This window comes from Actinomyces respiraculi (assembly GCF_014595995.2).
Lineage (GTDB): Bacteria > Actinomycetota > Actinomycetes > Actinomycetales > Actinomycetaceae > Actinomyces > Actinomyces respiraculi.
The window spans coordinates 1364193-1385478 of the sequence record NZ_CP063989.1 but is presented as its reverse complement, the minus strand read 5'-3'; the positions used below and the strand labels follow the sequence as shown (position 1 = coordinate 1385478).

Here is a 21286-nt window from a genome sequence, read left to right as displayed (position 1 = left end):
CCGCCGGGCGCCTACCACGCACCGGCCGGGCTCACAGCACACGACGTGGGCGCCCCGGCTCGATGGAGTCGGGGCGCCCACCGTGTGGTGTGACCGACCGCCGTGTCAGGGGCGTGTCACGGTCGTCTCAGTGTCCGGCGAGCTTCTCGCGGATCACGATGTCGAGGATGCGCAGGTTCGTCACGACGAACTTGCCGGCCTGGACCGGCAGGAACCGGCGTCGGCGCAGCGTCTGCTTCGTGGGCAGCGGGGCCCGGCGGATGCGCTCGGCCTGAACCGGGTCCAGCTCCTCGACGAGGAGGCCAACCGTCGGCTGCTCCTCGGCCGCGGTGGAGGCGTCGTCGGTGCTCTTGGGGGTTGCAGTCATGTCGATCACTCCGGGAGAAGGGACCAGCCCAGCCGGGACTTGGCCTTGTAGATGAACAGGTGGTGGAGCATGTACTTGATCCAGTGGCCGAAGAGGCCGATCTCGCCACGCGTGTGGTAGGGGTGGCGGCCGGTCTCCGGGTACTTCCGCTCATCGGGCACGACGGGGTACATGATCATCGCCGCGGCCGAGCCGGTCAGCAGGTTCGCACCCGTCGAGGCCACACAGGAGGCGCCCATCTCCGCCATCGAGGCGTGGTGCAGCGGCCTGTCGCGACCGAGCACCATGTCTGCGATCGACTCGGCGCAGGCGCGGCCGATCGTGCCCGAGGGCTGGCCGGTGCGAGGCGGGGCGGGCGCGATGAGCGTGCCGTTGGGCGTCTTGCACGGCTTGGAGATGGCGTGCGGCGGGGCGAAGGCGATGCCCGCGGCGAACAGCTCGGGGTAGGTCGGGTTCTGGTAGGTGCGCGGCCAGTCGTCGGCGCTCCACTCCTCGTACGGACGCGGGGTGTAGTCGGCGTCGACCTTCATGAAGCCGCTCGGCGCGAAGACGGTCGAGGTGATGTCCTCGTCGGCACGGTTGTAGGCCTTGATGGGGTGGCCGGAGAAGGGGGGCAGGAGCATCGCGAAGTCGAAGTCGAGGCGGTGGGTCTTGCCGTCGAGCGACTCGTAGACCAGGGAGCCCTCCTCGACGCGCTTGACGGCCGCCCCGGAGATCGCCTTGACGCCGCGCTCGCGGAAGAGCGACTCCGTCCACAACTGGGAGGTGGTCTGGTAACCCTCCTGGCGGAAGCGCATGCCGCCCACGCCGAAGTCGCCCAGTTCGACCTCGTTGGTGAGGTAGACGACCTCGCACATGTCGCGGACCCCGGCCTCACGCAGCTCGAAGTCGACATTGAAGGTGTACTCGAAAGCGGCGCCCTGGCAGGTGCAGGTGCCGTTACCCGTGCCGATGACGAGGCGCTGGCGCTCGCCGGCGCGAGCCGCCTCGATGACCTTGCGCAGCTCTGCGGCCGTCTGGACGGCGTGGGACGCCGTGCACACCGACAGGCTGTTGCCGCCCTCGGGCCCCAGCCCCGGGGTGGCGTCGAAGTTCAGCTTCGGACCGGTGGAGTTGATGAGGTAGTCGTAGGCAAGGCGGCGGGTCTCGCCCTCGCGACCGGGCTCCGTGAAGACGAGTTCCACCTGGGGCCGCTCGTCGGTCGCGGTGCCCTCCGGGTGGAGCGCCACGGCCTTGGCCTGATGGAAGGTGATGCCCTTGCGCTTGTAGATGGGCGCGAGTGGGAAAACGACCTGCTCCTCACGCATGCGCCCCGTTCCCACCCAGATGTTGGACGGGATCCAGTTCCAGTGGGAATTGGGGCTGATGACAACCACCTCATGCTCACGCGGAAGCAGGCGACGCAGGTGCTGCGCGGCCGTGTGACCGGAGACTCCCGCGCCCAGAACGACCACTCTGGCCATGTTGAGCTCACCTCATTGTTGACTCGTGGGGGGCCTCATCGCCCGCCTCGGCCGATCATACCCCCAGGGGTATCACGAGAGGAAATCGAGACCCCCGCCCGTGAGGGGCGGCCGGGGCCGAGCCGACGTCGACTCCGCTGAGCCCGGGCGGGCTCAGCCAGGCTCAGTCAGGCTTAGTGGACCACGAAGCCGTGGGAGCGGAAGATCTCGCGAGTGGCCTCGACCAGCTCGGGCTCGGGAGGCCGGGTGTCGCGCAGCTGGTAGTCCAGCCCGAGTGCGTCCCACTTGTCCGTACCCATCTGGTGGAAGGGAAGGACCTCGACGCGCTCGACCGCCTCACCCCACCGCTCGATGATCCGGGCGACGTTCTCGACGTTACGCGGGTCCGAGGTGAGTCCGGGCACGAGCACGAAGCGCGCCCAGATGGACACGCCCTTGGCGGCGAGCCTGTCGCCGAACTCGATGGTCGGCGCGAGGGCGCGGCCCGTGACCTTCTTGTAGGTCTCCTCATCACCGCTCTTGACGTCCAGGAGCACAAGGTCGACGTCCTCAAGAAACTCGTCGCTCGCATTGGCCCCGAGGAATCCGGAGGTGTCGATGCAGGTGTGGATGCCCATCTCCTTGGCGCCGCGCAGCAGCGTGCGCGCAAAGGCCGGCTGCATGAGGACCTCGCCGCCGGACAGGGTGATGCCGCCGCCGGAGGCGCGGAAGACGCCGCGGTAGCGCCTCATCCGGCGCAACAGCTCCTGCGCCTCGACCGGCTCGCCGTCCTTCATGAGGAAGGTGTCCGGGTTGTGGCAGTACAGGCAGCGCAGCGGGCAGCCGTTGAAGAAGATCGTCATCCGGGTGCCCGGACCGTCGACGGCGGTGACGAGCTCCCAGGAGTGGATGGACCCGAGAGACCCCTCACGCATGCGGGCCAGGCGCTCCGACCGCTGGAGGTCGGTCAGCTCCTCGAGCCCGCCGATTCCCGCCCCGCGCAGGCGGGCGGCCGGGGCCAGGAAGTCCTGGTCCCGGCCGCCCCGTGTCGCGGAGGTGATGGTGTCAGTCATCTGGCTCCTTCACCCCGTGCCGGCTCAGGCGCCGGCGTGGAAGGTGCGGTTGAGGACGTCCAGCTGCTGCTCGCGCGTGAGCTTGACGAAGTTGACGGCGTAGCCGGAGACGCGAACCGTGAGGTTCGGGTAGTTCTCCGGGTGCTCCATCGCGTCCTCGAGGGTGTTGCGGTCCAGGACGTTGATGTTGGCGTGGTACAGGCCCTTAACGCCGCCATTGTCCTCGCGCTGCGCCTTCATCGAGGCGAGGCGCTCTTCGTACGTGGCCATGATTGGCCCCTTTCACATTGGTGTTGAGTGTTCGACAGAGAGTCGGTGGTGCCACTCCCCGTTGGCACCCGGCAGGTGCGCTGCGGGCGCCGTCGGGTGAGCGGCGCAGAGGGTCAGTCCTCCTCGGGGACGAAGCCCGCATCGAGGATGCCGACGAGGTTGGAAACACGCTCGTCGAGCGTGCGGCCCAGGCCCTGGGGCGTGATGGTGTTGGTCAGCGAGATGCCGTCCAGGGCGTCGTTGTAGTCGAGCTTGCCCACGGAGAGCATGGAGGCAACCATGCCGTGCGTGTCCATGCCGTTCTCCGGGTTGGCGCCAGGCGAGAAGGGGGTGCCCTTCTGGTGGCCGGAGGGGAAGGAGCCGGTGGCGCGGCCGTAGACGACGTTCGAGGTGATCGTCAGGACGGACTGCGTCGGGATGGCGTCGCGGTAGAAGGGCTGCGCCTTGATCTTCGCCATGATCGTGTGGACCACGGTGGCGGCGATGTCGTCGGCGCGGTCGTCGTCGTTGCCGTAGATCGGGAAGTCGCCCTCGGTGACGTAGTCGACCACGAGGCCGGTCTCGTCGCGCACCGGGGTGACCTTGGCGTACTTGATGGCGCTCAGGGAGTCGGCGACGATGGACAGGCCGGCGATGCCGCAGCCCATGGTGCGCACGATCTCAGAGTCGTGCAGCGCCATCTCGATGGCCTCGTAGGCGTAGCGGTCGTGGCAGTAGTGGATGATGTTGAGGGCCTCGACGTAGGTGCCCACGACCCAGTCGAGCATCTTCTCGTACTTGTCCCAGACCTCGTCGAAGTCGAGCGGGCCGTCGCCCTCGATGCCGGGCAGGCCGGTGACGATCTGCTTGCCGCTCATCTCATCACGGCCACCGTTGATGGCGTACAGCAGGGCCTTGGCGGAGTTGACACGGGCACCGAAGAACTGCATCTGCTTGCCCACGCGCATCGGGGACACGCAGCAGGCGATGGCGGCGTCGTCGCCCCAGTGGTCACGGATCTGCTCGTCGGCCTCGTACTGGATGGAGGAGGTCGTGATCGAGATCAGGGCGCAGAAGTCCTTGTAGCCCTGCGGCAGGCGCTCGTCCCAGAAGATCGTGATGTTCGGCTCCGGGGCGGGGCCGAGGTTGCGCAGCGTCTGGAGCAGGCGGAAGGAGGTCTTGGTGACCAGGGAGCGGCCGTCCTCACCGAAGCCGGCGTCGGACCAGGTGGCCCAGTACGGGTCGCCGGAGAAGATCTGGTCGTAGTCAGTCGTGCGCAGGAAGCGGGTGATGCGCAGCTTCATCACCATGTTGTCGATGAGCTCCTGGGCGCGGGTTTCGTCGATGAGGCCGGCCTTGAGGTCACGCTCGAAGTAGATGTCGAGGAAGGCCGACAGGCGGCCGATCGACATGGCGGCGCCGTCCTGGGACTTGACCGAGGCCAGGTAGGCGAAGTAGGTCCACTGGACGGCCTCGTGGGCGTTCGTGGCCGGGCCCGAGATGTCGAAGCCGTAGGACTGGGCCATGTTCTTGAGCTTCTTGAGGGCCTTGATCTGCTCGGAGTGCTCCTCGCGGTAGCGGGCCCAGTGCTCGGAGAAGGGCTTGTCCGCCACGGCGTCCTTGGCCTTGAGCTTCTCCTCGATGAGGTAGTCAACGCCGTAGAGGGCGACGCGACGGTAGTCGCCGATGATGCGGCCGCGGCCGTAGGCGTCCGGCAGGCCGGTGATGATGTGGGAGGAGCGGGCCGCGCGGATACGCGGGGTGTAGATGTCGAAGACGGCGTCGTTGTGGGTCTTGCGGTAGTGGGTGAAGATCTTCTCGACGTCGGGGTTGACCTCCTTGCCCGCCTCCTTGATCGCCTGGGCGACCATGCGCCAGCCGCCGTTGGGCATCATGGCGCGCTTGAGGGGGGAGTCGGTCTGGAGACCGACGATGACGTCGTCGTCCTCGGAGATGTAGCCGGCCGGGAAGGCGTCAATGTCCGAGGGGGTGTCGGTGTCGACATCGAGGATGCGAACCTTGCGCTCCTCCTTGAGGTAGTTCTCCTCGAGGTGGTCCCACAGGCGCAGCGTCTTGTCGGTGGCGCCGGCGAGGAAGGAGGCGTCGCCGGCGTAGGGGGTGTAGTTGCGCTGGATGAAGTCGCGGACGTCAATGCCCTCCGACCAGGAGCCCTTCTCGAAGCCCTCCCAAGCGTCGCGAGTAGCGCCGTTCTCAGCGGTGGCAGAAGCTGTGACCTCAGTGGTCATCCGTGTCCTCCTGTTGGTGGGTGACCTCCAGCCACCCGTATGTCGTCGCCCTCGTGAGGCGGGGCGGCACGTCGTCGCGCCGCTGAACCCAGCCTAGGACTACCGGCCCGGGTTGCGGAATAGTCCCGCGCGGCGTTCCGGTGGGATCACTCACACGGGCGCCGTCGCCAGCCCCCACGGGACCGCCATGGCGCCAGTCGCGCGTCCGCCAAGCCCCGCCGTCGCCGGTGGGGCGGACCGCACCCGCCCGTCCGAGGCACCATCCGCTGCTGGGACCCCGGTCCCAGGGGCGCTCGGGCCCACCGACCCGGCCCCGACCCCGTAGGACCCGAGTACAGCCCGAGTACAGACGGTCTACGGACTGAGTACGGACCTGTGTCACCGACCACGTAGGGTGGTGGCACCACGGCGCGGGGCCGCGACGCCCGCGCGCGGGCACAGCACGAGCGATCAGGAGCACCCATGAGCACCACGGCCCCGTACGGCACCTGGCCCTCCCCCATCACGCCCGGCACCATCACGACCCGCACCGTCGGCCTGGCCCAGGTGCGCGTCGACGGCGCCGACACCTACTGGATCGAGCAGCGTGCCTCCCAGGCCGGCCGCCAGGTCCTCCTGCGCCGCGACGGCTCCGGTCAGACCGGTGAGATCCTGCCGCTGACGCCCTTCGACGAGCTCGTCGACGTGCGCACCCGCGTGCACGAGTACGGCGGGCGCGCCTACGCCGTCGACTCCGGCATCATCGTCGTCTCCCACGCCGGCGACGGGCGCCTGTACCGCTACGACGTCAACCACCGCCTGCGTGGCCTCGTGCCGCTGACCATCTATGGGGACGTGCGCCACGGCGACCTCGAGATCGACACCGCCCGCGGCCTGGTCTATGCCGTGCGCGAGGACCACCGCCAGGGCGGCGAGCCGGTCAGCAGCCTCGTCGCCATCCCCCTGGACGGCTCCGCAGCCCGCGACGACTCCCCCGTGCGCACCGTCGTCGAGGGCACCGACTTCGTCACCTCCCCCACCCTGTCTCCCGACGGCGAGCACCTGGCCTGGATCACCTGGAACCACCCCTCCATGCCCTGGGACGAGGCCACCCTGCACGCGGGCGACCTCGCCCCCGACGGCACCGCGCGCGACCAGGTCGTCATCGACGGCGGCAACGGCTACTCCGTCTCCGAGCCTCGCTGGACCGAGCAGTGCGAGCTCGTCCACCTCGCCAACGGCTCGGGCTTCTGGAACCTCTACCGCACCGAGGGCTTCCCCAGGCGCGGCACCCACCGCGAGGGCTGGACCACCGCCCTGCGCACCCGCCCCCTGCACCCCAAGCAGGCCACCTTCACCGCGCCCGCCTGGCAGCTGGGCCCCCACCACTACGACATCCTCGACTCCGAGCACCTCATCGCCTCCTGGGCGCAGGAAGGCGTGTGGCACCTGGGCACCATCAAGCTCGCCAACGGAGAGCTCGAGGAGTGGAACGTCGGGTGGCAGCCCTTCGGCAACGTCGCCTCCAGCGGCGGGCGCGTCGTCATGCTCGCCTCCAACGAGTCGCGCCTGCGCTCCATCGTCGAGGTGCGTCACAGAGGCGTCGTCGTCCTACGCGACTCCGGCGACTTCGACCCGGTGTCGGTCGGCGTGTCCGTCGCCGAGCCCGTGTCCTGGCCCACCACCGACGACGCCACCGCCTACGGCTTCTTCTACCCGCCGGCCTCTGCCAGCTACGAGGGCCCCGCCGATGAGCTGCCCCCACTCATCGTCTCCGTCCACGGTGGACCGACCGCCGCCGCCGCCCCCGGCTACTCGCTGCCCGTGCAGTACTGGACCAGCCGCGGCTTCGCCTACCTCGACGTCAACTACCGGGGCTCGTCGGGCTACTCCTCCGGCTACCGCAAGGCCCTCAACGGCCACTGGGGCGTGCGCGACGCCGACGACGTCATCTCGGGTGCGCAGCACCTCATCGACACCGGGCGCGTCGACCCCGCCCGCATCGCCGTGCACGGCGCCTCATCCGGTGGCTTCACCGTCCTGTCCGCGATCCGCCGCTCCACGGTGTTCTCCGCCGCCACCAGCGTCTTCGGCGTCACCGACCTGGTGCGGATGGCTCACACCACCCACAAGTTCGAGTCGCACTACATCCAGAGCCTCGTCGGCGCTGAGGACCTGAGTGACCCGGTCTACGCCGAGCGCTCACCGATCCACCACGTCGATGAGATCCACGCCCCGCTGCTGCTGCTGCAGGGCAGCGAGGACCCGATCGTGCCCGCCGAGCAGGCCACCGTCCTGCACCGTGCGGTGGCGGACAAGGGCCTGCCCGTGGCCCTGGAGGTCTTCCACGGTGAGGGCCACGGCTTCCGCATCGCCTCCAACATCCACCGGGCCTTGACCGCCGAGCTCAGCTTCTACACCCAGGTGTGGGGCATGGCCCAGGACGACGACGCCGAACCCGTCGCCGTGGAGAACCTCGCCCGCTGAGCCCGGGAACCCACAAGGCCCAGGAGGAAGACCCAGCGTGAACGGCCCGCGCGCACGCCGTCGTACCGGCACGCAGGCCGTTCTGCGCCTGCTGCGCCACCACCGCACTGGCCTGTACACCCTGGCGCTGCTCGTCGGGCTCATCGCGGGCCTGGGTGCCATCGCCTTCCGCCTGGGAATCGACGCCTGGACCCAGCTCATGACCGGGTCCCCGGAGTACGCGGGCGGTGTGAGCACCGGGCTGCTGGCGCCGTTAGGACCCTGGTTCGTCCTGGCCACCCCCGTGCTCTCCGGCGCCCTCGTCGGCCCCCTCATGGCCCTGGCGGGACGCACCACCACCGGCCACGGCGTCTCCGGCGTCATCTGGGCCGCCCGGCGCTCCGACGGCGCCATGGCCCCCGCTCCCGCGGTCGCCTCGACGGCCAGCGCCTGCCTGACCATCGGCGGCGGCGGCTCGGTCGGCCCGGAGGGCCCCATCGCCGAGCTCGGGGCCAGCGCAGCCACGCTCTTCGGGCGGCGCCTGGGGCTGCCGACCCGCTCCGTGCGCCTGCTGGCCGCAGCCGGGACCGCCGCCGGCATCGCGGCGGCCTTCAACGCCCCGCTCGCGGCGGCCTTCTTCGCGATGGAGGTCATCCTCCTCGACTTCACCCTCGACGCCTTCGCCTTCGTCGTGCTGGCCTCCGTCTCAGCCACCGTGCTGTCCCACCACGTCCTGGGCGAGGCGCTGGCGACCTCCCTGCCAGTGCTCGACCTCGCCGGGGACACCCGGCTCGGCTGGGTCGCGGTCCTCGGCCTGGTCGGCGGCGCCGTCGGAGTCGGCTTCTCACGCTGCCGCTACCTCATGGCCGACGCCGCCCGGAGCCTGCTCGACCGCCTACGGGTACCCGTCTGGGCCCGCCCGGCACTGGGCGGCCTGGCAATCGGGGCCATGCTGCTGGCCTTCCCGCAGACCTACGGCGAGAGCGAGGCCGTGCTCGACCACGTCCTCGACGGCGGGTACGGTGCCGGGGTCCTGCTCCTGCTCGTCCTGGTCAAGGTGATCGCCACCTGCCTCACCCTCGCCGTCGGCTTTACCGGCGGGGTCTTCGCCCCCTCCCTGTTCATCGGGGCGGCACTGGGTGCCGCCTTCGGCACCGCGCTGGTGCCCGGCCAGCCGTCGGCCGCCGCCGTCTTCGGCGTTATCGGCATGGGGGCGGTGTTCACGGGTGCGGCGCGCGCCCCCATCACCGCCGTCGTGCTCATCATCGAGATGACGGGCCAGTACTCCCTCCTGCTGCCCCTCATGCTCGCCAGCGTCCTGGCCACCTTCATGAGCCGCTTCCTCACCCGCACGACGATCTACACCGAGGAGCTGCGCCGCCGGGGCGACGACGTCGAGGACCCGCTCGGCACGACCCTCATCGGGCGGGCCCTGGCCCGCGAGGTGATGACCTCTCCCCCGGGCGTGCTCGAGGCCGACACGACACTGGCCGAGGCCGCCCGAGAGCTGCGCGACTCGGGCTCGAGCGTCCTGCCGGTGGTCGGCCCCGACCACGGCCGTCCGGGGGCCTTCGGCTACCTCCTGGGCTGCGTGAGCGCGCTGCAGGTGGCGGAGGCCTCACTGGCGGCAGGCGCCGCCGCCAGGACGGTCGCCGACCTGGACCTCGCGCAGGAGCGGGTGCCCGCCTCCGACAGCGCCACCATGGCCCTTGAGCGCCTCACGCGCGGGCAGGCGGACGGCCTGCCGGTGGTCGAGCCCACTGCCCGGGGCGATGCGCTGGTCGGCTGGGTCTCGCAGCAGGACATGGTCAGGCGGCTCTACCGCCACCAACGGGACGCCTACGAGGCGGCCCAGGCGCGCACCTCCTTCGGTGCCCGGGTCCAGGGCTGGTGGCGCCGGGGCGTCACTCGCCGGGGCGGCGGCCCGGACGCGGGCGCTCAGCCCGCCTCCCGCTGATCGACTGCCCCAGCCCCTCCATGCGCTCGGCCGTCACCACGATGCGCCGGGGGTCCGAGAACCACATCCACACACCCGCCACGAGGGGCAGGAGCAGAGGCAGGTAGAGGTGCTTGCGGCCGCCGTCGGCCCACACTGAGGCACTGAGCTCCATCGCCGTACCGGTCCAGGTCAGCAGGCCGAAGAGCACGGCGCCGGTGAGCAGGGTCGCCAGGGTCATCCAGCCGATGATGCGCATCCTGCGGCCGTTGTGGGCCACGCACACCGCCAGGAGCAGGTACAGCAGGCCGGCCACGACGTTGAGGCTGCCCAGGACGGGCGCGCTCATGGGGTCGCGGATAAGGCTGACGGTGCTGGGGCTCAGCAGCACGAGGCCGAAGACGGCCAGTACGAGGACGAGGAGTCGGCTCAGACCGCGAGCGGGCCGTCGGCGGTCCTCCACCCCCCTGACCACCAACTCTTGTTGGGCGTGCTCGTGCGTGGTCATGAGTCGTCCCTCCTGGGCGTCACGCTGCATCGGGGGTCGCGGCGGCTTACGCCCCGACAGACGCTCGGACACTACCATCCGACCCATGACGACCTTCGATGCCCCCGTGTCCCTGACCACCCTGCCCTCACTGTCCTTCGCCGGCGGCCCCGCCGCCGAGGCGGGCGCCGACGTGCTCGTCCTTGCGGCCCGCACTCCTGAGGGGCACGAGAACGGCCCGCAGCTGCTGGCCGACGGCGCAGGCCTGGACGGCCTGGACCTGCCGGCCCTTGAGGCGCTGCTCGCCACGCTCGGATTCACGGGCGCCCTGGACGAGGTCGTACGGGTCCCGGCCGCAGCGCTGCCCGGCTCCCGGGCGGGGGCGGACGTGCTGCTCATCGTCGGCACCGGCGAGGAGCTGGCCCGCAGCGCCGACCCCGCCCGGGACAGTGGGGCCCTCGGGGTCACGCGCGCCTCGGTGCTCGAGCGGGCCGCCGCGCGCGCCGCCCGCGCCCTGGCCGGCACCGGTTCGGCCTGCTTCGCCCTGTGTGCCGACGATGAGGCCGGGGTTCTGCGGGTGGCCCAGGGTGCTCTCACCGGGGCGTACGCCTGGGCTGGTCGGGTGCCGGCTCCGACGGCACCGTTGGGTCGGGTGGTCGTGCTGCTGCCCGCGGGGGTGGCCGAGCCCGAGGCGGCAGCGGTGCTTGCGCTCGCTGAGGGCGTCGCGCTGACCCGCGACCTGGTCAACGAGCCGCCGAACCGGCTGACGCCGGAGGTCTTCGCCCGGGTCGCCCGCGCCGCGGCGAGCTCGGTCGGCCTGGAGGTTGAGGTCCTGGATGAGGCAGTGCTGGCCGAGCAGGGCTTCGGCGGGATCCTCAGCGTCGGGCAGGGCTCTGTCCACCCGCCGCGTCTGGTGCACCTGACCTGGGCGCCCGAGGGCGCGCGGCGCAGCGTGGCGCTGGTCGGCAAGGGCATCACCTTTGACTCCGGCGGCCTGTCCCTCAAGCCGGCGGCCTCGATGCCGGAGATGAAGTCGGACATGGCCGGGGCCGCAGCGGTCCTCGGTACGGTCCTGGCGGCCGCGCGCCAGGGGCTGGGGGTGCGCGTGGAGGCCTGGCTCGCGCTGGCGGAGAACCTGCCCGCGGCCGACGCCCAGCGCCCCAGCGACATCGTCACGATGTACGGGGGCACGACGGTCGAGATCACGAACACGGACGCGGAGGGCCGCCTCGTCATGGCGGACGCCCTGGCCCGGGCGGCCGAGGAGCAGCCTGACGCCCTGCTGGACGTGGCCACACTCACCGGCGCCCAGATCGTGGCGCTGGGTGAGCGCATTGCCGGCGTCATGGGCACGCCGGCCCTGCGCGATGCCGTGGTGGGCGCCGCGGTCGCGGCGGGCGAGGCCTTCTGGCCGATGCCTCTGCCCGAGCACCTGCGCTCGCGGCTCGACAGCCCCTACGCGGCCCTGCGCAACGCGGTGATGGGTTCGCGCGGCGGGGGCATGCTCACGGCGGGGCTCTTCCTGCGCGAGTTCACCGGCTCGGTGCCGTGGGCGCACCTGGACGTGGCCGGCCCGGCCTTCAACGACGGCGAGCCGTGGGCGGGTGTGCCCAAGGGCGGCACCGGTGCCGGGGTGGCGACGCTGCTGGAGCTGCTGCGCGGCTACGAGGGCTGAGGGGACAGCGCGGGTCCTCGCCGGATCCCCGCCGGGTCCTCGCCGGATCCCCGCGCGGGGCACCGCTCGTAACGTGAGCAGTCTCACGCCCCACGGGGGACTCTAGTCCCTGCCCGATCGTCACTTCCGGGGGTGGGAGGCCGTCACCAGTGAAAGAATGTCCGCGTGCCGACACGCCCGCCACGAGGGCGAAGGACATCAACGAGGAGTGAATTCGTGACTGACACCGTCTACGACATGGTCGTCTTGGGCGCCGGCTCGGGTGGCTACGCCGCTGCCCTGCGCGGGGCACAGCTGGGCCTGAGCGTGGCCCTCATCGAGGCCGACAAGGTCGGGGGCACCTGCCTGCACCGTGGCTGTGTGCCCACCAAGGCGATCCTGCACGCCGCCGAGACCGCCGATGCCGTGCGCGAGGCCGGAGCCCTGGGCATCCGCGCCCACCTCGAGGGCATCGACATGAACACCGTCAACGACTACAAGGACGGTGTCATCACGAGGATGTACAAGGGCCTGCAGGGCCTGGTCTCCTCGCGCGGCATCGAGCTCGTCCAGGGCTGGGGCAAGCTCGTGGCCAAGGACGCCGTCGAAGTGGACGGCCGCGTCATCCGGGGCCGCAACATCATTCTCGCCTCCGGCTCCTACTCCAAGACCATCGGTCAGCAGGTCGACGACAAGGTCCTCACCTCCGAGGGCGCCCTGCAGATGGACCACGTGCCGGCCTCCGCCGTCATCCTCGGTGGTGGTGTCATCGGTGTCGAGTTCGCCTCCGCCTGGGCCTCGCTCGGCTGCCAGGTGACGATCATCGAGGGCCTGCCCCGCCTCGTGCCCAACGAGGACGAGGCGATCTCCAAGATGCTTGAGCGCTCCTTCCGCAAGCGCAAGATCACGTTCAAGACCAAGACGATGTTCGCCTCGGTGGACCGCACCGAGGCGGGCGTACGCGTCCACACCGAGGACGGCGCCTCCTACGACGCCGAGGTCATGCTCATCGCCGTCGGACGTGGCCCGGCCACCGCCAACCTCGGCTACGAGGAGGTCGGCGTCGCCATGGACCGCGGTTTCGTCCTGGCCGACGAGTACGGGCGCACCAACATCGAGGGCGTGTGGGCCGTGGGCGACATCGTCCCCGGCGTCCAGCTCGCCCACCGCGGCTTCGCCCAAGGCATCGTCGTGGCCGAGAAGATCGCGGGCCTGGCCCCCGAGCCGGTCGACGACGTCAAGGTCCCCAAGGTCACCTTCTGCGAGCCGGAGATCGCCTCCGTCGGTCTGACCGAGGCGAAGGCCAAGGAGATCCACGGCGCGGAGAACGTCACCACTGCCGAGTTCAAGGTCGCGGGCAACGCCAAGAGCCAGATCCTGGGCACCCAGGGCTTCGTCAAGCTGGTCTCGGTCAAGGGCGGGCCGATCGTCGGCTTCCACGCCATCGGCGCCCGTATGGGCGAGCAGGTCGGAGAGGGCCAGCTCATCGTCAACTGGGAGGCCGACGCCGACGACCTCGCCGCACTTGTCCACGCACACCCCACGCAGAATGAGACCATCGGTGAGGCCGCCATGGTCCTGGCCGGCAAGGCTCTGCACAACCACGGCTGAGCAACCGCAGAAGAGGAATGACTCCAATGTCCGAATCCGTGAAGATGCCCGCTCTGGGCGAGTCCGTCACTGAGGGAACCGTCTCCTCCTGGCTCAAGGCCGTGGGTGACACCGTCGAGGCCGACGAGCCACTGCTCGAGGTCGCCACCGACAAGGTCGACACCGAGGTCCCCGCCCCCGTGTCCGGCACGATCCTCGAGATCCGTGTCGCCGAGGACGAGACCGTCGAGGTCGGCACCGTCCTGGCCGTCATCGGAGACCCCTCTGAGGCCTCCACCGGCGCTGCCCCGGCCGCTCCGGCTCCCGCCGCGGAGCCCGAGCCCGCCGCCCCGGCCGCCGCCGCGGAGCCCGCGCCCGCCGCTGCCCCGTCCGGCAGCGCCTCGGGCACTAAGGTGACGATGCCCGCTCTGGGCGAGTCCGTCGCTGAGGGAACCGTCTCCTCCTGGCTCAAGGCCGTGGGTGACACCGTCGAGGCCGACGAGCCACTGCTCGAGGTCGCCACCGACAAGGTCGACACCGAGGTCCCCGCCCCCGTGTCCGGCACGATCCTCGAGATCCGTGTCGCCGAGGACGAGACCGTCGAGGTCGGCACCGTCCTGGCCGTCATCGGAGACCCCTCTGAGGCCTCCACCGGCGCTGCCCCGGCCGCTCCGGCTCCCGCCGCGGAGCCCGAGCCCGCCGCCCCGGCCGCCGCCGAGCCGACACCCACTGCACCCGCCGAGCCTGCCGCTCCCTCTGCCGCCGCTGTCGCCTCCGCCGCCTACGTCACGCCCATCGTGCGCAAGCTCGCCCGTGACAAGGGCGTGGACCTGACAACGGTCACCGGCACGGGCGTTGGTGGTCGCATCCGCAAGCAGGACGTCGAAAAGGCCGCCGAGGCCCTCGAGGCTGCCAAGGCTGCTGCTGCGGCGACGCCGGCTGCCGCTGCCCCCGCTGCGGCTACCGCCGCTCCCGCCGCCTCAAAGCCCGTGGTCGACACGACGCTGCGCGGCACGACCCAGAAGATGAGCCGCCTGCGTCAGGTCATCTCCGAGCGCATGATCGACTCGCTGCAGACCTCCGCCCAGCTCACCACGGTGGTCGAGGTGGACGTCACCCGTATCGCCGCCCTGCGCGCGCGTGCGAAGAACGACTTCCTTGCCAAGAACGGCACGAAGCTCACCTTCCTGCCCTTCTTCGTCCAGGCCGCCACGGAGGCCCTCAAGGCCCACCCGAAGCTCAACGCCTCGATCAACGGCAAAGAGGTCACCTACCACGACGTCGAGCACATCGGCATCGCCGTCGACACGCCTCGCGGCCTGCTCGTCCCCGTCGTCAAGAACGCGGGCGACCTCAACATCCCCGGCCTGGCCAAGCGCATCAACGACCTGGCCGGCCGCACCCGTGACAACAAGGTCAACCCGGACGAGCTGTCCGGCTCGACCTTCACGATCACGAACACCGGCTCTGGTGGCGCGCTCTTCGACACGCCCATCATCAACCAGCCGGAGGTCGCGATCCTCGGCCTGGGTGCCATCCAGCGCCAGCCGCGCGTCATCAAGGACGCCGAGGGCAACGAGGTCATCGCCATCCGCTCCGTGTGCTACCTGGCGATCTCCTACGACCACCGCCTGGTGGACGGTGCCGACGCCTCGCGTTACCTCATGACGGTCAAGAAGCGTCTCGAGGAGGGCGACTTCGCCGGCGAGCTCGGCCTGTGACGAGTCGCTGACGGCGCGAAAGCGGGCCGGGACAGCACCCTTTGCGGGTGCGCCCCGGCCCGCTCGCGTACCCGGCGGGTTGCGCCCGTCGGCCGTCTCACCCGGCCTGGCGGACCTCCAGTACCCGCCACGGATCCGGCAGGAGAACAAGCACGACCCGCTGGGGCTGCTGCGCCGGGACCGTCCGGCGGTTCCCGTCCGCCCCCACCCGCACGCTTGCTGACTGGGTACGGATGAGCGCCACCGCCACAGCGCCGTCGGGAAGGTCCTGCGCATCAACGCTGACAATGTCACTCACCCGGGTCTCGAGCCCCTCGACGTGCTCACCTGAGGCCTGAAGGGCGGCCAGGATCGCGGCATCGGCCTGCGCGGCGCTGGAGCCCTGGACACTCGTCGCCGCCAGCGCCTGGGCGTCGCCGGCCTCGATCGCCTCATCACGCGCCCGGACAAGCCCGACGACGATCCTCGTGAGCTCGTCGGCCCCCACCGCCTCCGCGACCGACGCCTGCGGACCGGAGACAGGCCCCTCACGCGCAGCGGTGACATGCAGAGCCCACGCACCGGCCAGGCCCACGGCAAGCAGCAGCACCGCGGCCAGCATCCTGGCGGCAACCCGCCGAGACAGAGCCGCAGGCCTGCCTGCCCGGCCCACGCGCGCACGCTGGTGGGCACTGCGGCTGGTGAGCGTGCGGGTCGGAGTCGCTGCCGCCGCTCTGAGCGCGCCAGCGGCGAGTCGAGCACCGTCGGGCAGCTCGATGACGCCGGGCCGGGCGATCTCCGGCGCACGCGCCGCCAACGTCCTCGCACGGGGCCTGGCCTCGGGGTCGGTGACGAGCACATCGCCGAGCACCCGCTCGAGCGCCTGCCCCAGCAGCGCCCCGCCCTCAGCGCACGAGCGCAGCAGCATGCCAAGTGAGTAGACGTCGGAGGCGGGCGTCGCCGGCCCTCCCGACTCGCGCTCGGGCGCAGCCCAGGGAGGCGTCCCGCTCTGGGTCAGCTCGCTCACGAGGTCGATGAGCACTGCCCCTCCCCCGGTGCTCACCATGACGTTCGAGGCCGACAGGTCCCCGTGGGCCAGCCCGGCCCCGTGCAGGCAGGCGAGGGCCGAGCCCACGTCCTGAAGCACCCGGGCCCCCTCAGAGCGGGTGAGGCTGCCGCGCGCCCCGAGGACGACGGCGAGGTCAGCGCCCTCGATGAGCTCGCTCGTCACCGCTGCGCGATCCCCTGGCAGGGCGATGACCTCGCGGACCGCAGCGAGCGCTGGGTGGCGCAGCTCGCGCAGATCCGCCAGACGGGCAAGCAGGCGGGTGCCGACACGTCCCGGCGGCAGGTTGACCACGCGCAGGACGATGTGGTGGCCGCGTGCGTCCACGGCACGCAGCGCGCCGCCGGCCAGGGCCGGGCCCAGCGGTGCGCCGACGTCGATGCCGGCACTCGCCAGGGCGTGGCGGGTGGGGGCGTCGAGTCCCGAGGGGTGGTCGTCGTCGGACCTGGTGCCGATCTGGGGTGGCCGACGGCGTAGGCCCGCACCCACCCCACCTCGGCTCGTGGCCCGGCGGGTGCCCCGGGAGGCGGCCCGGCGGGAGCTGCGGGAGCCGCCCGAGGTGAGCCGGGAGGCGGGGTGGGCGGTGGGCTCTGCTGCGCTCATGCCCCATGCTCTGCGCAGGCGGTGCTCCGGGGCCAGTGGACCCGGCTCCCCTGTGGATAACTCCCCTCCGCCTGTCCCCCAGGTCCCGAGCCGCGCCCCTGGTCCGGGCGCCCGGGCGAGCGGCCTATGGTGGGGGCGTGCAGCGCATCGACGTCGACCTCGGCTCCCGCCTGGTCCCCTACGAGGAGGGCTGGGCCCTGCAACGCCAGGTCCACGCCGCGGTCGTGGCGGGTGAGCGGCCGTCCTCGGTCATCGTCCTGGAGCACGAGGCCGTCTACACCGTCGGTCGGCGCACCCACTCCTGGGAGCGGCCCGCCAGCGCCTTCGTCGAGCCCGGTCATGTCCCTGTCATCGACGTCGACCGGGGCGGCAAGACCACCTGGCACGGTCCCGGTCAGCTCACCGTCTACCCGGTTCTCCGGCTCACCAGCCCCATTGACGTCATCCGCTACGTCCGCGCGCTGGAGCAGGCCGTCATCGAGGTCTGCGCGGACCGCGGCGTCGAGGCGGTGCGGGTGGAGGGCCGCTCGGGCGTGTGGGTTCCGGGCGAGCGTGAGGCGCGGGACGCTTGCCAACGCGCCGAGCGCAAGGTCTGCGCCCTGGGCGTGCGCGTGGCCCGCGGGGTGACGATGCACGGTATCGGCCTCAATGTCAGCCCGGACCTGGCGGCCTTCGCTCTGGATCGGATCGTGCCCTGCGGGATCGACGACGCCGGAGTCACCTCCCTCGCAGTGGAGACGGGCACCCGTCTGCAAGCCGCGGACCTGGCGGACGAGGTCGTGGCGGCGCTCGAGCGCCATCTGTCCCCGCTCGTGGCGGACGCCACGTGAGCCCACGCCCAGGGCGTAGGTCGTGAGTCCTATATCCCGGTTCGTGAGGCATAGGATCGGGGAAGTTCGCCGAGACGAGGAGAGCACCGTGACGAGCACGATCGCGCCCGAGGGCCGCCGGCTCCTGCGTGTGGAGGCACGCAACGCGCAGACCCCCATCGAGCGCAAGCCCCAGTGGCTGCGCACCAAGGCCGTCGTCTCCGAGACCTACCAGGAGGTCCGGAGCATGGTGAAGGAGAAGAAGCTCCACACCGTGTGCGCGGAGGCGAACTGCCCCAACGTCTACGAGTGCTGGAACGACCGCGAGGCCTCCTTCCTCATCGGCGGCGAGATCTGCACGCGCCGGTGCGACTTCTGCGACATCGCCACCGGGCGCCCCACCGCCTACGACGAGGACGAGCCCCGGCGCGTGGCCGCCTCCGTCGCCGAGATGCAGCTGCGTTACGCCACCGTCACCGGAGTCGCCCGCGACGACCGTCCCGACGGCGGCGCCTGGCTCTACGCCGAGGTCGCCCGGCAGATCCACACCCAGCTGCCCGGCTGCGGCGTCGAGCTGCTCGTGCCGGACTTCAGGGGCAACCGTGAGGCCCTCGAAGAGGTCTTCTCCTCACAGCCTGAGGTCTTCGCCCACAACCTCGAGACCGTGCCCCGCATCTTCCACCGCATCCGGCCGGCCTTCTCCTACGAACGCTCCCTGTCCGTCCTCGAGCAGGCCTCCGACGCCGGCCTGCTGACGAAGTCGAACCTCATCCTCGGGATGGGTGAGACCCGTCAGGAGACCGAGGACGCGATCCGTGCCCTCGTCGACCACAAGGTCGACATCCTCACCATCACGCAGTACATGCGCCCCTCCAAGCTTCACCACCCCATCGACCGGTGGGTCAAGCCGCAGGAGTTCCTCGAGCTCGCCGAGTTCGCGGAGCAGGCGGGGATCCCGGCCGTCATGAGCGGTCCGATGGTGCGCTCCTCCTACCGCTCCGGCATGTTGTGGAGCCGCGCCATGAAGGCCAAGGGCCGCCCCATCCCGGCTGAGATGGCGGCCCTGGCCCAGGAGGGCACCGCCCGTCAGGAGGCGGCCTCCCTCGTGGCCAGGGGCCTGACCGGCCACGAGCCCGAGGCGGTCGCGGCAAGCGCCTGAGCCGCCCCTCGGGGCTGCACCCCTGCGAGGGCCACAGAGGTCGTGGTTGTGCGCCGCGTGTCGGCTATGGTGGACCATCGTGAGCAGCACCCACAGCCCCGCCGCCGCCAAGAAGCGCCGCTTCGGGCAGTACGTCCAGAACCTCAAGGACTCCTACACGATCTCCCGCCGGACCTTCCCCTGGGTCGGCTGGGCACTGGTCGGCGTCCTCGTCGTCGGCCTGGGCCTGTCGGTGCTGCTGGCCATCCTGACGAGCCAGTCCTTCATCTACTGGATCATCATGGGGCTGATGACCGCCCTCATGCTGGACCTGCTCCTGCTCAGCTTCTTGACCCGGCGCGCCTCCTACACCCAGATCGAGGGCATGCCCGGAGCCGCCAAGGCGATCCTCGACCAGGTGGGGCGCGGCTGGTACATCGAGTCGACGCCTGTGGCCGTCAACCCGAGCACGCAGGACGTCGTGTGGCGCATGGTCGGCCGCCCCGGCGTCGTCCTCGTCGTCGAGGGCCCCAAGGACCGGACTCGGAAGATGGTCGCCGAGGAGACCCGTACCCTCCAGCGCATCCTGTCCACAGTGCCCGTGCACGTCATCAACGTCGGCACGCAGGAGGGCCAGACCCGTCTCATTGACCTGCAGCGCACGCTGCGCCGTCTACCCACCAAGCCGGTCAAGCTCACCGACGCCGAGATCTCCCAGGTCGCCAAGCGACTGACCTCGCTCAGCGCGAAGGGGCTGCCGATCCCCAAGGGCATCGACCCGCTGCGTGCGCGCCCGGACCGGCGCGCGATGCGCGGGCACTGATGGGACACGGAGCGTCCGGCTCCCATACGAGCAGGAGGGCCACCACCCCGAGGGGCGGTGGCCCTCCTCGTGTCCGCCGGCAGGCCGGCGACGACACGCACGAAACACTCAGGACACATGCGCGGCACGTTGGTGACACCGCCCTGCCCTACGGTTGCGCCATGCGGTGCCGAGCCCGAGCGGCTTACCCTGCCCGCCGACCACCCGACACGGAGGACCCATGTTCCAGGATGCAGCAGAGGCTCAGGCATACATCGAGAAGGAGGACGTGCGGATCCTCGACGTCCGCTTCTGCGACTTGCCCGGGGTCATGCAGCACTTCACGATCCCGGCCGAGGCCTTCAACCCCGAGGCCTTGACCGAGGGGCTCATGTTCGACGGCTCCTCCATCCGGGGCTTCACCGAGATCCACGAGTCCGACATGAAGCTCATCCCGGACGTCACCACGGCCTTCATCGACCCCTTCCGCACGATGAAGACCCTGGTGGTCACGGCCTCCATCGTCGATCCCTTCACGGACCAGGTCTTCTCGCGCGACCCACGCTCCATCGCCGCCAAGGCCGAGGCCCACCTGCGCTCGACCGGGATCGCGGACACCTGCTACATCGGGGCGGAGGCGGAGTTCTACCTCATGGACTCCGTGCGCTTCGCCTCCAGCCCGCGCGGATCCTTCTACGAGATCGACTCCGACGAGGCCTCGTGGAACACCGACCGCGTCGAGGAGGGCGGCAACAAGGGCTACAAGACCGCGTTCCAGGGCGGATACTTCCCCGTCGGCCCCACGGACCAGAACGCGGACCTGCGCGACGAGATGGTGCGCGTGTGCCAGGAGGTCGGGCTGGCGGTCGAGCGCGCCCACCACGAGGTCGGCGCCGCGGGCCAGCAGGAGATCAACTACCGTTTCAACTCCCTGCTGGCGGCCGGTGACGACATGATGACGTTCAAGTACGTCATCAAGAACGTCGCCTACCAGGCTGGCAAGACGGCAACCTTCATGCCCAAGCCTGTCTTCGGTGAGGCGGGCTCGGGTATGCACACGCACCACTCGCTGTGGAAGAACGGGGAGCCCCTGTTCTTCGACGAGCGCGGCTACGGCCAGCTCTCCGACCTCGCGCGGTGGTACATCGGCGGTATCCTCACGCACGCCCCGAGCCTGCTGGCCTTCACCAACCCGTCGGTCAACTCCTACCGCCGCCTGGTTCCGGGCTTCGAGGCGCCGGTCAACCTCGTCTACTCGGCTCGCAACCGCTCGGCCTGCATCCGCATCCCGGTCACCGGCTCCTCCGCCACGGCCAAGCGGGTGGAGTACCGGGTGCCGGACCCCTCAAGCAACCCCTACCTGGCCTTCGCCGCGGTGCTCATGGCGGGCATCGACGGCATCCGCAACCGGATCGAGCCCCGCGAGCCCATCGACAAGGACCTCTACGAGCTCGCGCCCGAGGAGTACCACGACATCGAGAAGCTGCCCGGCAGCCTCGATGAGGCCCTGGAGGCCCTGGAGGCGGACAACGACTACCTCGCCGAGGGTGACGTATTCACGCCGGACCTCCTTGAGACCTGGGTCCGGTACAAGCGTGAGAACGAGCTGGCGCCGATCCGTCAGCGCCCGCACCCCTACGAGTTCGAGCTGTACTACGACCTGTGAGCCTCGGCCGGTG

The 21286-nt window shown here is 70.7% G+C and carries 16 protein-coding genes; 9 read left to right on the top strand and 7 right to left on the bottom strand.

Annotated elements, in window-relative coordinates; translation table 11 throughout:
* Positions 1–127: 127 nt before the first annotated feature.
* The 5 genes from ID810_RS05765 to pflB all read right to left on the bottom strand — a co-directional run bounded on the left by ID810_RS05765 (position 128) and on the right by pflB (position 5377).
* Complete coding sequence (locus ID810_RS05765; RefSeq protein ID WP_166854751.1) at positions 128–367, bottom strand: hypothetical protein; 240 nt, start codon at positions 365–367, stop codon at positions 128–130.
* A gap of 5 nt (positions 368–372) precedes the next feature.
* The gene (locus ID810_RS05760; protein WP_166855057.1) at positions 373–1830 is read right to left on the bottom strand and encodes an NAD(P)/FAD-dependent oxidoreductase; all 1458 of its coding nucleotides are present in this window, start codon (positions 1828–1830) and stop codon (positions 373–375) included.
* A 173-nt stretch (positions 1831–2003) separates the two neighbouring features.
* Complete coding sequence (pflA, locus tag ID810_RS05755) at positions 2004–2882, bottom strand: pyruvate formate-lyase-activating protein (protein WP_166855058.1); 879 nt, start codon at positions 2880–2882, stop codon at positions 2004–2006.
* Positions 2883–2906: 24 nt separating this feature from the next.
* The gene (gene grcA2, locus ID810_RS05750; RefSeq protein ID WP_006549837.1) at positions 2907–3152 is read right to left on the bottom strand and encodes an autonomous glycyl radical cofactor GrcA2; all 246 of its coding nucleotides are present in this window, start codon (positions 3150–3152) and stop codon (positions 2907–2909) included.
* Positions 3153–3265: 113 nt separating this feature from the next.
* Entirely contained in the window at positions 3266–5377 is a 2112-nt protein-coding gene (gene pflB / locus ID810_RS05745) for a formate C-acetyltransferase (protein WP_166855059.1), read from the bottom strand.
* Positions 5378–5839: 462 nt separating this feature from the next.
* On the opposite strand from pflB, the gene ID810_RS05740 reads away from it, so the two are divergent.
* Together ID810_RS05740 and ID810_RS05735 are read left to right on the top strand one after the other, a co-directional pair.
* Entirely contained in the window at positions 5840–7843 is a 2004-nt protein-coding gene (locus tag ID810_RS05740) for an alpha/beta hydrolase family protein (RefSeq protein ID WP_166855060.1), read from the top strand.
* A gap of 37 nt (positions 7844–7880) precedes the next feature.
* Positions 7881–9779, top strand: coding sequence for a chloride channel protein (locus tag ID810_RS05735; RefSeq protein WP_166855061.1), 1899 nt, complete (start codon positions 7881–7883; stop codon positions 9777–9779).
* On the opposite strand, the gene ID810_RS05730 is transcribed toward ID810_RS05735, so the two are convergent.
* Positions 9727–10266 (bottom strand): MATE family efflux transporter, encoded by a 540-nt coding sequence (locus ID810_RS05730; RefSeq protein ID WP_166855062.1) that lies wholly within the window; start codon positions 10264–10266, stop codon positions 9727–9729. The two genes, ID810_RS05735 and ID810_RS05730, sit on opposite strands and share 53 nt — an antisense overlap.
* An 85-nt stretch (positions 10267–10351) precedes the next feature.
* On the opposite strand from ID810_RS05730, the gene ID810_RS05725 reads away from it, so the two are divergent.
* From ID810_RS05725 to sucB, 3 genes are all read left to right on the top strand, one after another.
* A complete protein-coding gene (locus ID810_RS05725) occupies positions 10352–11920 on the top strand; it encodes a leucyl aminopeptidase (RefSeq protein ID WP_166855063.1) in 1569 nt (522 codons plus the stop codon).
* Between the two features lie 216 nt (positions 11921–12136).
* Positions 12137–13510 carry a dihydrolipoyl dehydrogenase gene (gene lpdA / locus ID810_RS05720; protein WP_166855064.1) on the top strand — a complete coding sequence of 458 codons (1374 nt, stop codon included), beginning with the start codon at positions 12137–12139 and terminating at the stop codon, positions 13508–13510.
* A 26-nt stretch (positions 13511–13536) separates the two neighbouring features.
* The gene (sucB, locus tag ID810_RS05715; RefSeq protein WP_195858802.1) at positions 13537–15210 is read left to right on the top strand and encodes a 2-oxoglutarate dehydrogenase, E2 component, dihydrolipoamide succinyltransferase; all 1674 of its coding nucleotides are present in this window, start codon (positions 13537–13539) and stop codon (positions 15208–15210) included.
* Positions 15211–15307: 97 nt separating this feature from the next.
* On the opposite strand, the gene ID810_RS05710 is transcribed toward sucB, so the two are convergent.
* Positions 15308–16858, bottom strand: coding sequence for a protein kinase domain-containing protein (locus tag ID810_RS05710; RefSeq protein WP_235931663.1), 1551 nt, complete (start codon positions 16856–16858; stop codon positions 15308–15310).
* Between the two features lie 137 nt (positions 16859–16995).
* Between ID810_RS05710 and lipB the strand changes: the two genes are divergently transcribed.
* The 4 genes from lipB (at position 16996) to glnA (ending at position 21273) form a co-directional block, all read left to right on the top strand.
* On the top strand, positions 16996–17688 hold the full coding sequence (lipB, locus tag ID810_RS05705; protein ID WP_166858649.1) for a lipoyl(octanoyl) transferase LipB: 693 nt from the start codon (positions 16996–16998) through the stop codon (positions 17686–17688).
* Positions 17689–17776: 88 nt separating this feature from the next.
* Positions 17777–18826, top strand: a complete 1050-nt coding sequence (gene lipA / locus ID810_RS05700) for a lipoyl synthase (RefSeq protein ID WP_166858651.1) — start codon at positions 17777–17779, stop codon at positions 18824–18826.
* 79 nt (positions 18827–18905) lie between these two features.
* Positions 18906–19628, top strand: a complete 723-nt coding sequence (locus tag ID810_RS05695; protein WP_166858653.1) for a DUF4191 family protein — start codon at positions 18906–18908, stop codon at positions 19626–19628.
* A gap of 220 nt (positions 19629–19848) precedes the next feature.
* Positions 19849–21273 (top strand): type I glutamate--ammonia ligase, encoded by a 1425-nt coding sequence (glnA, locus tag ID810_RS05690; protein ID WP_166858655.1) that lies wholly within the window; start codon positions 19849–19851, stop codon positions 21271–21273.
* Positions 21274–21286 lie beyond the last annotated feature (13 nt).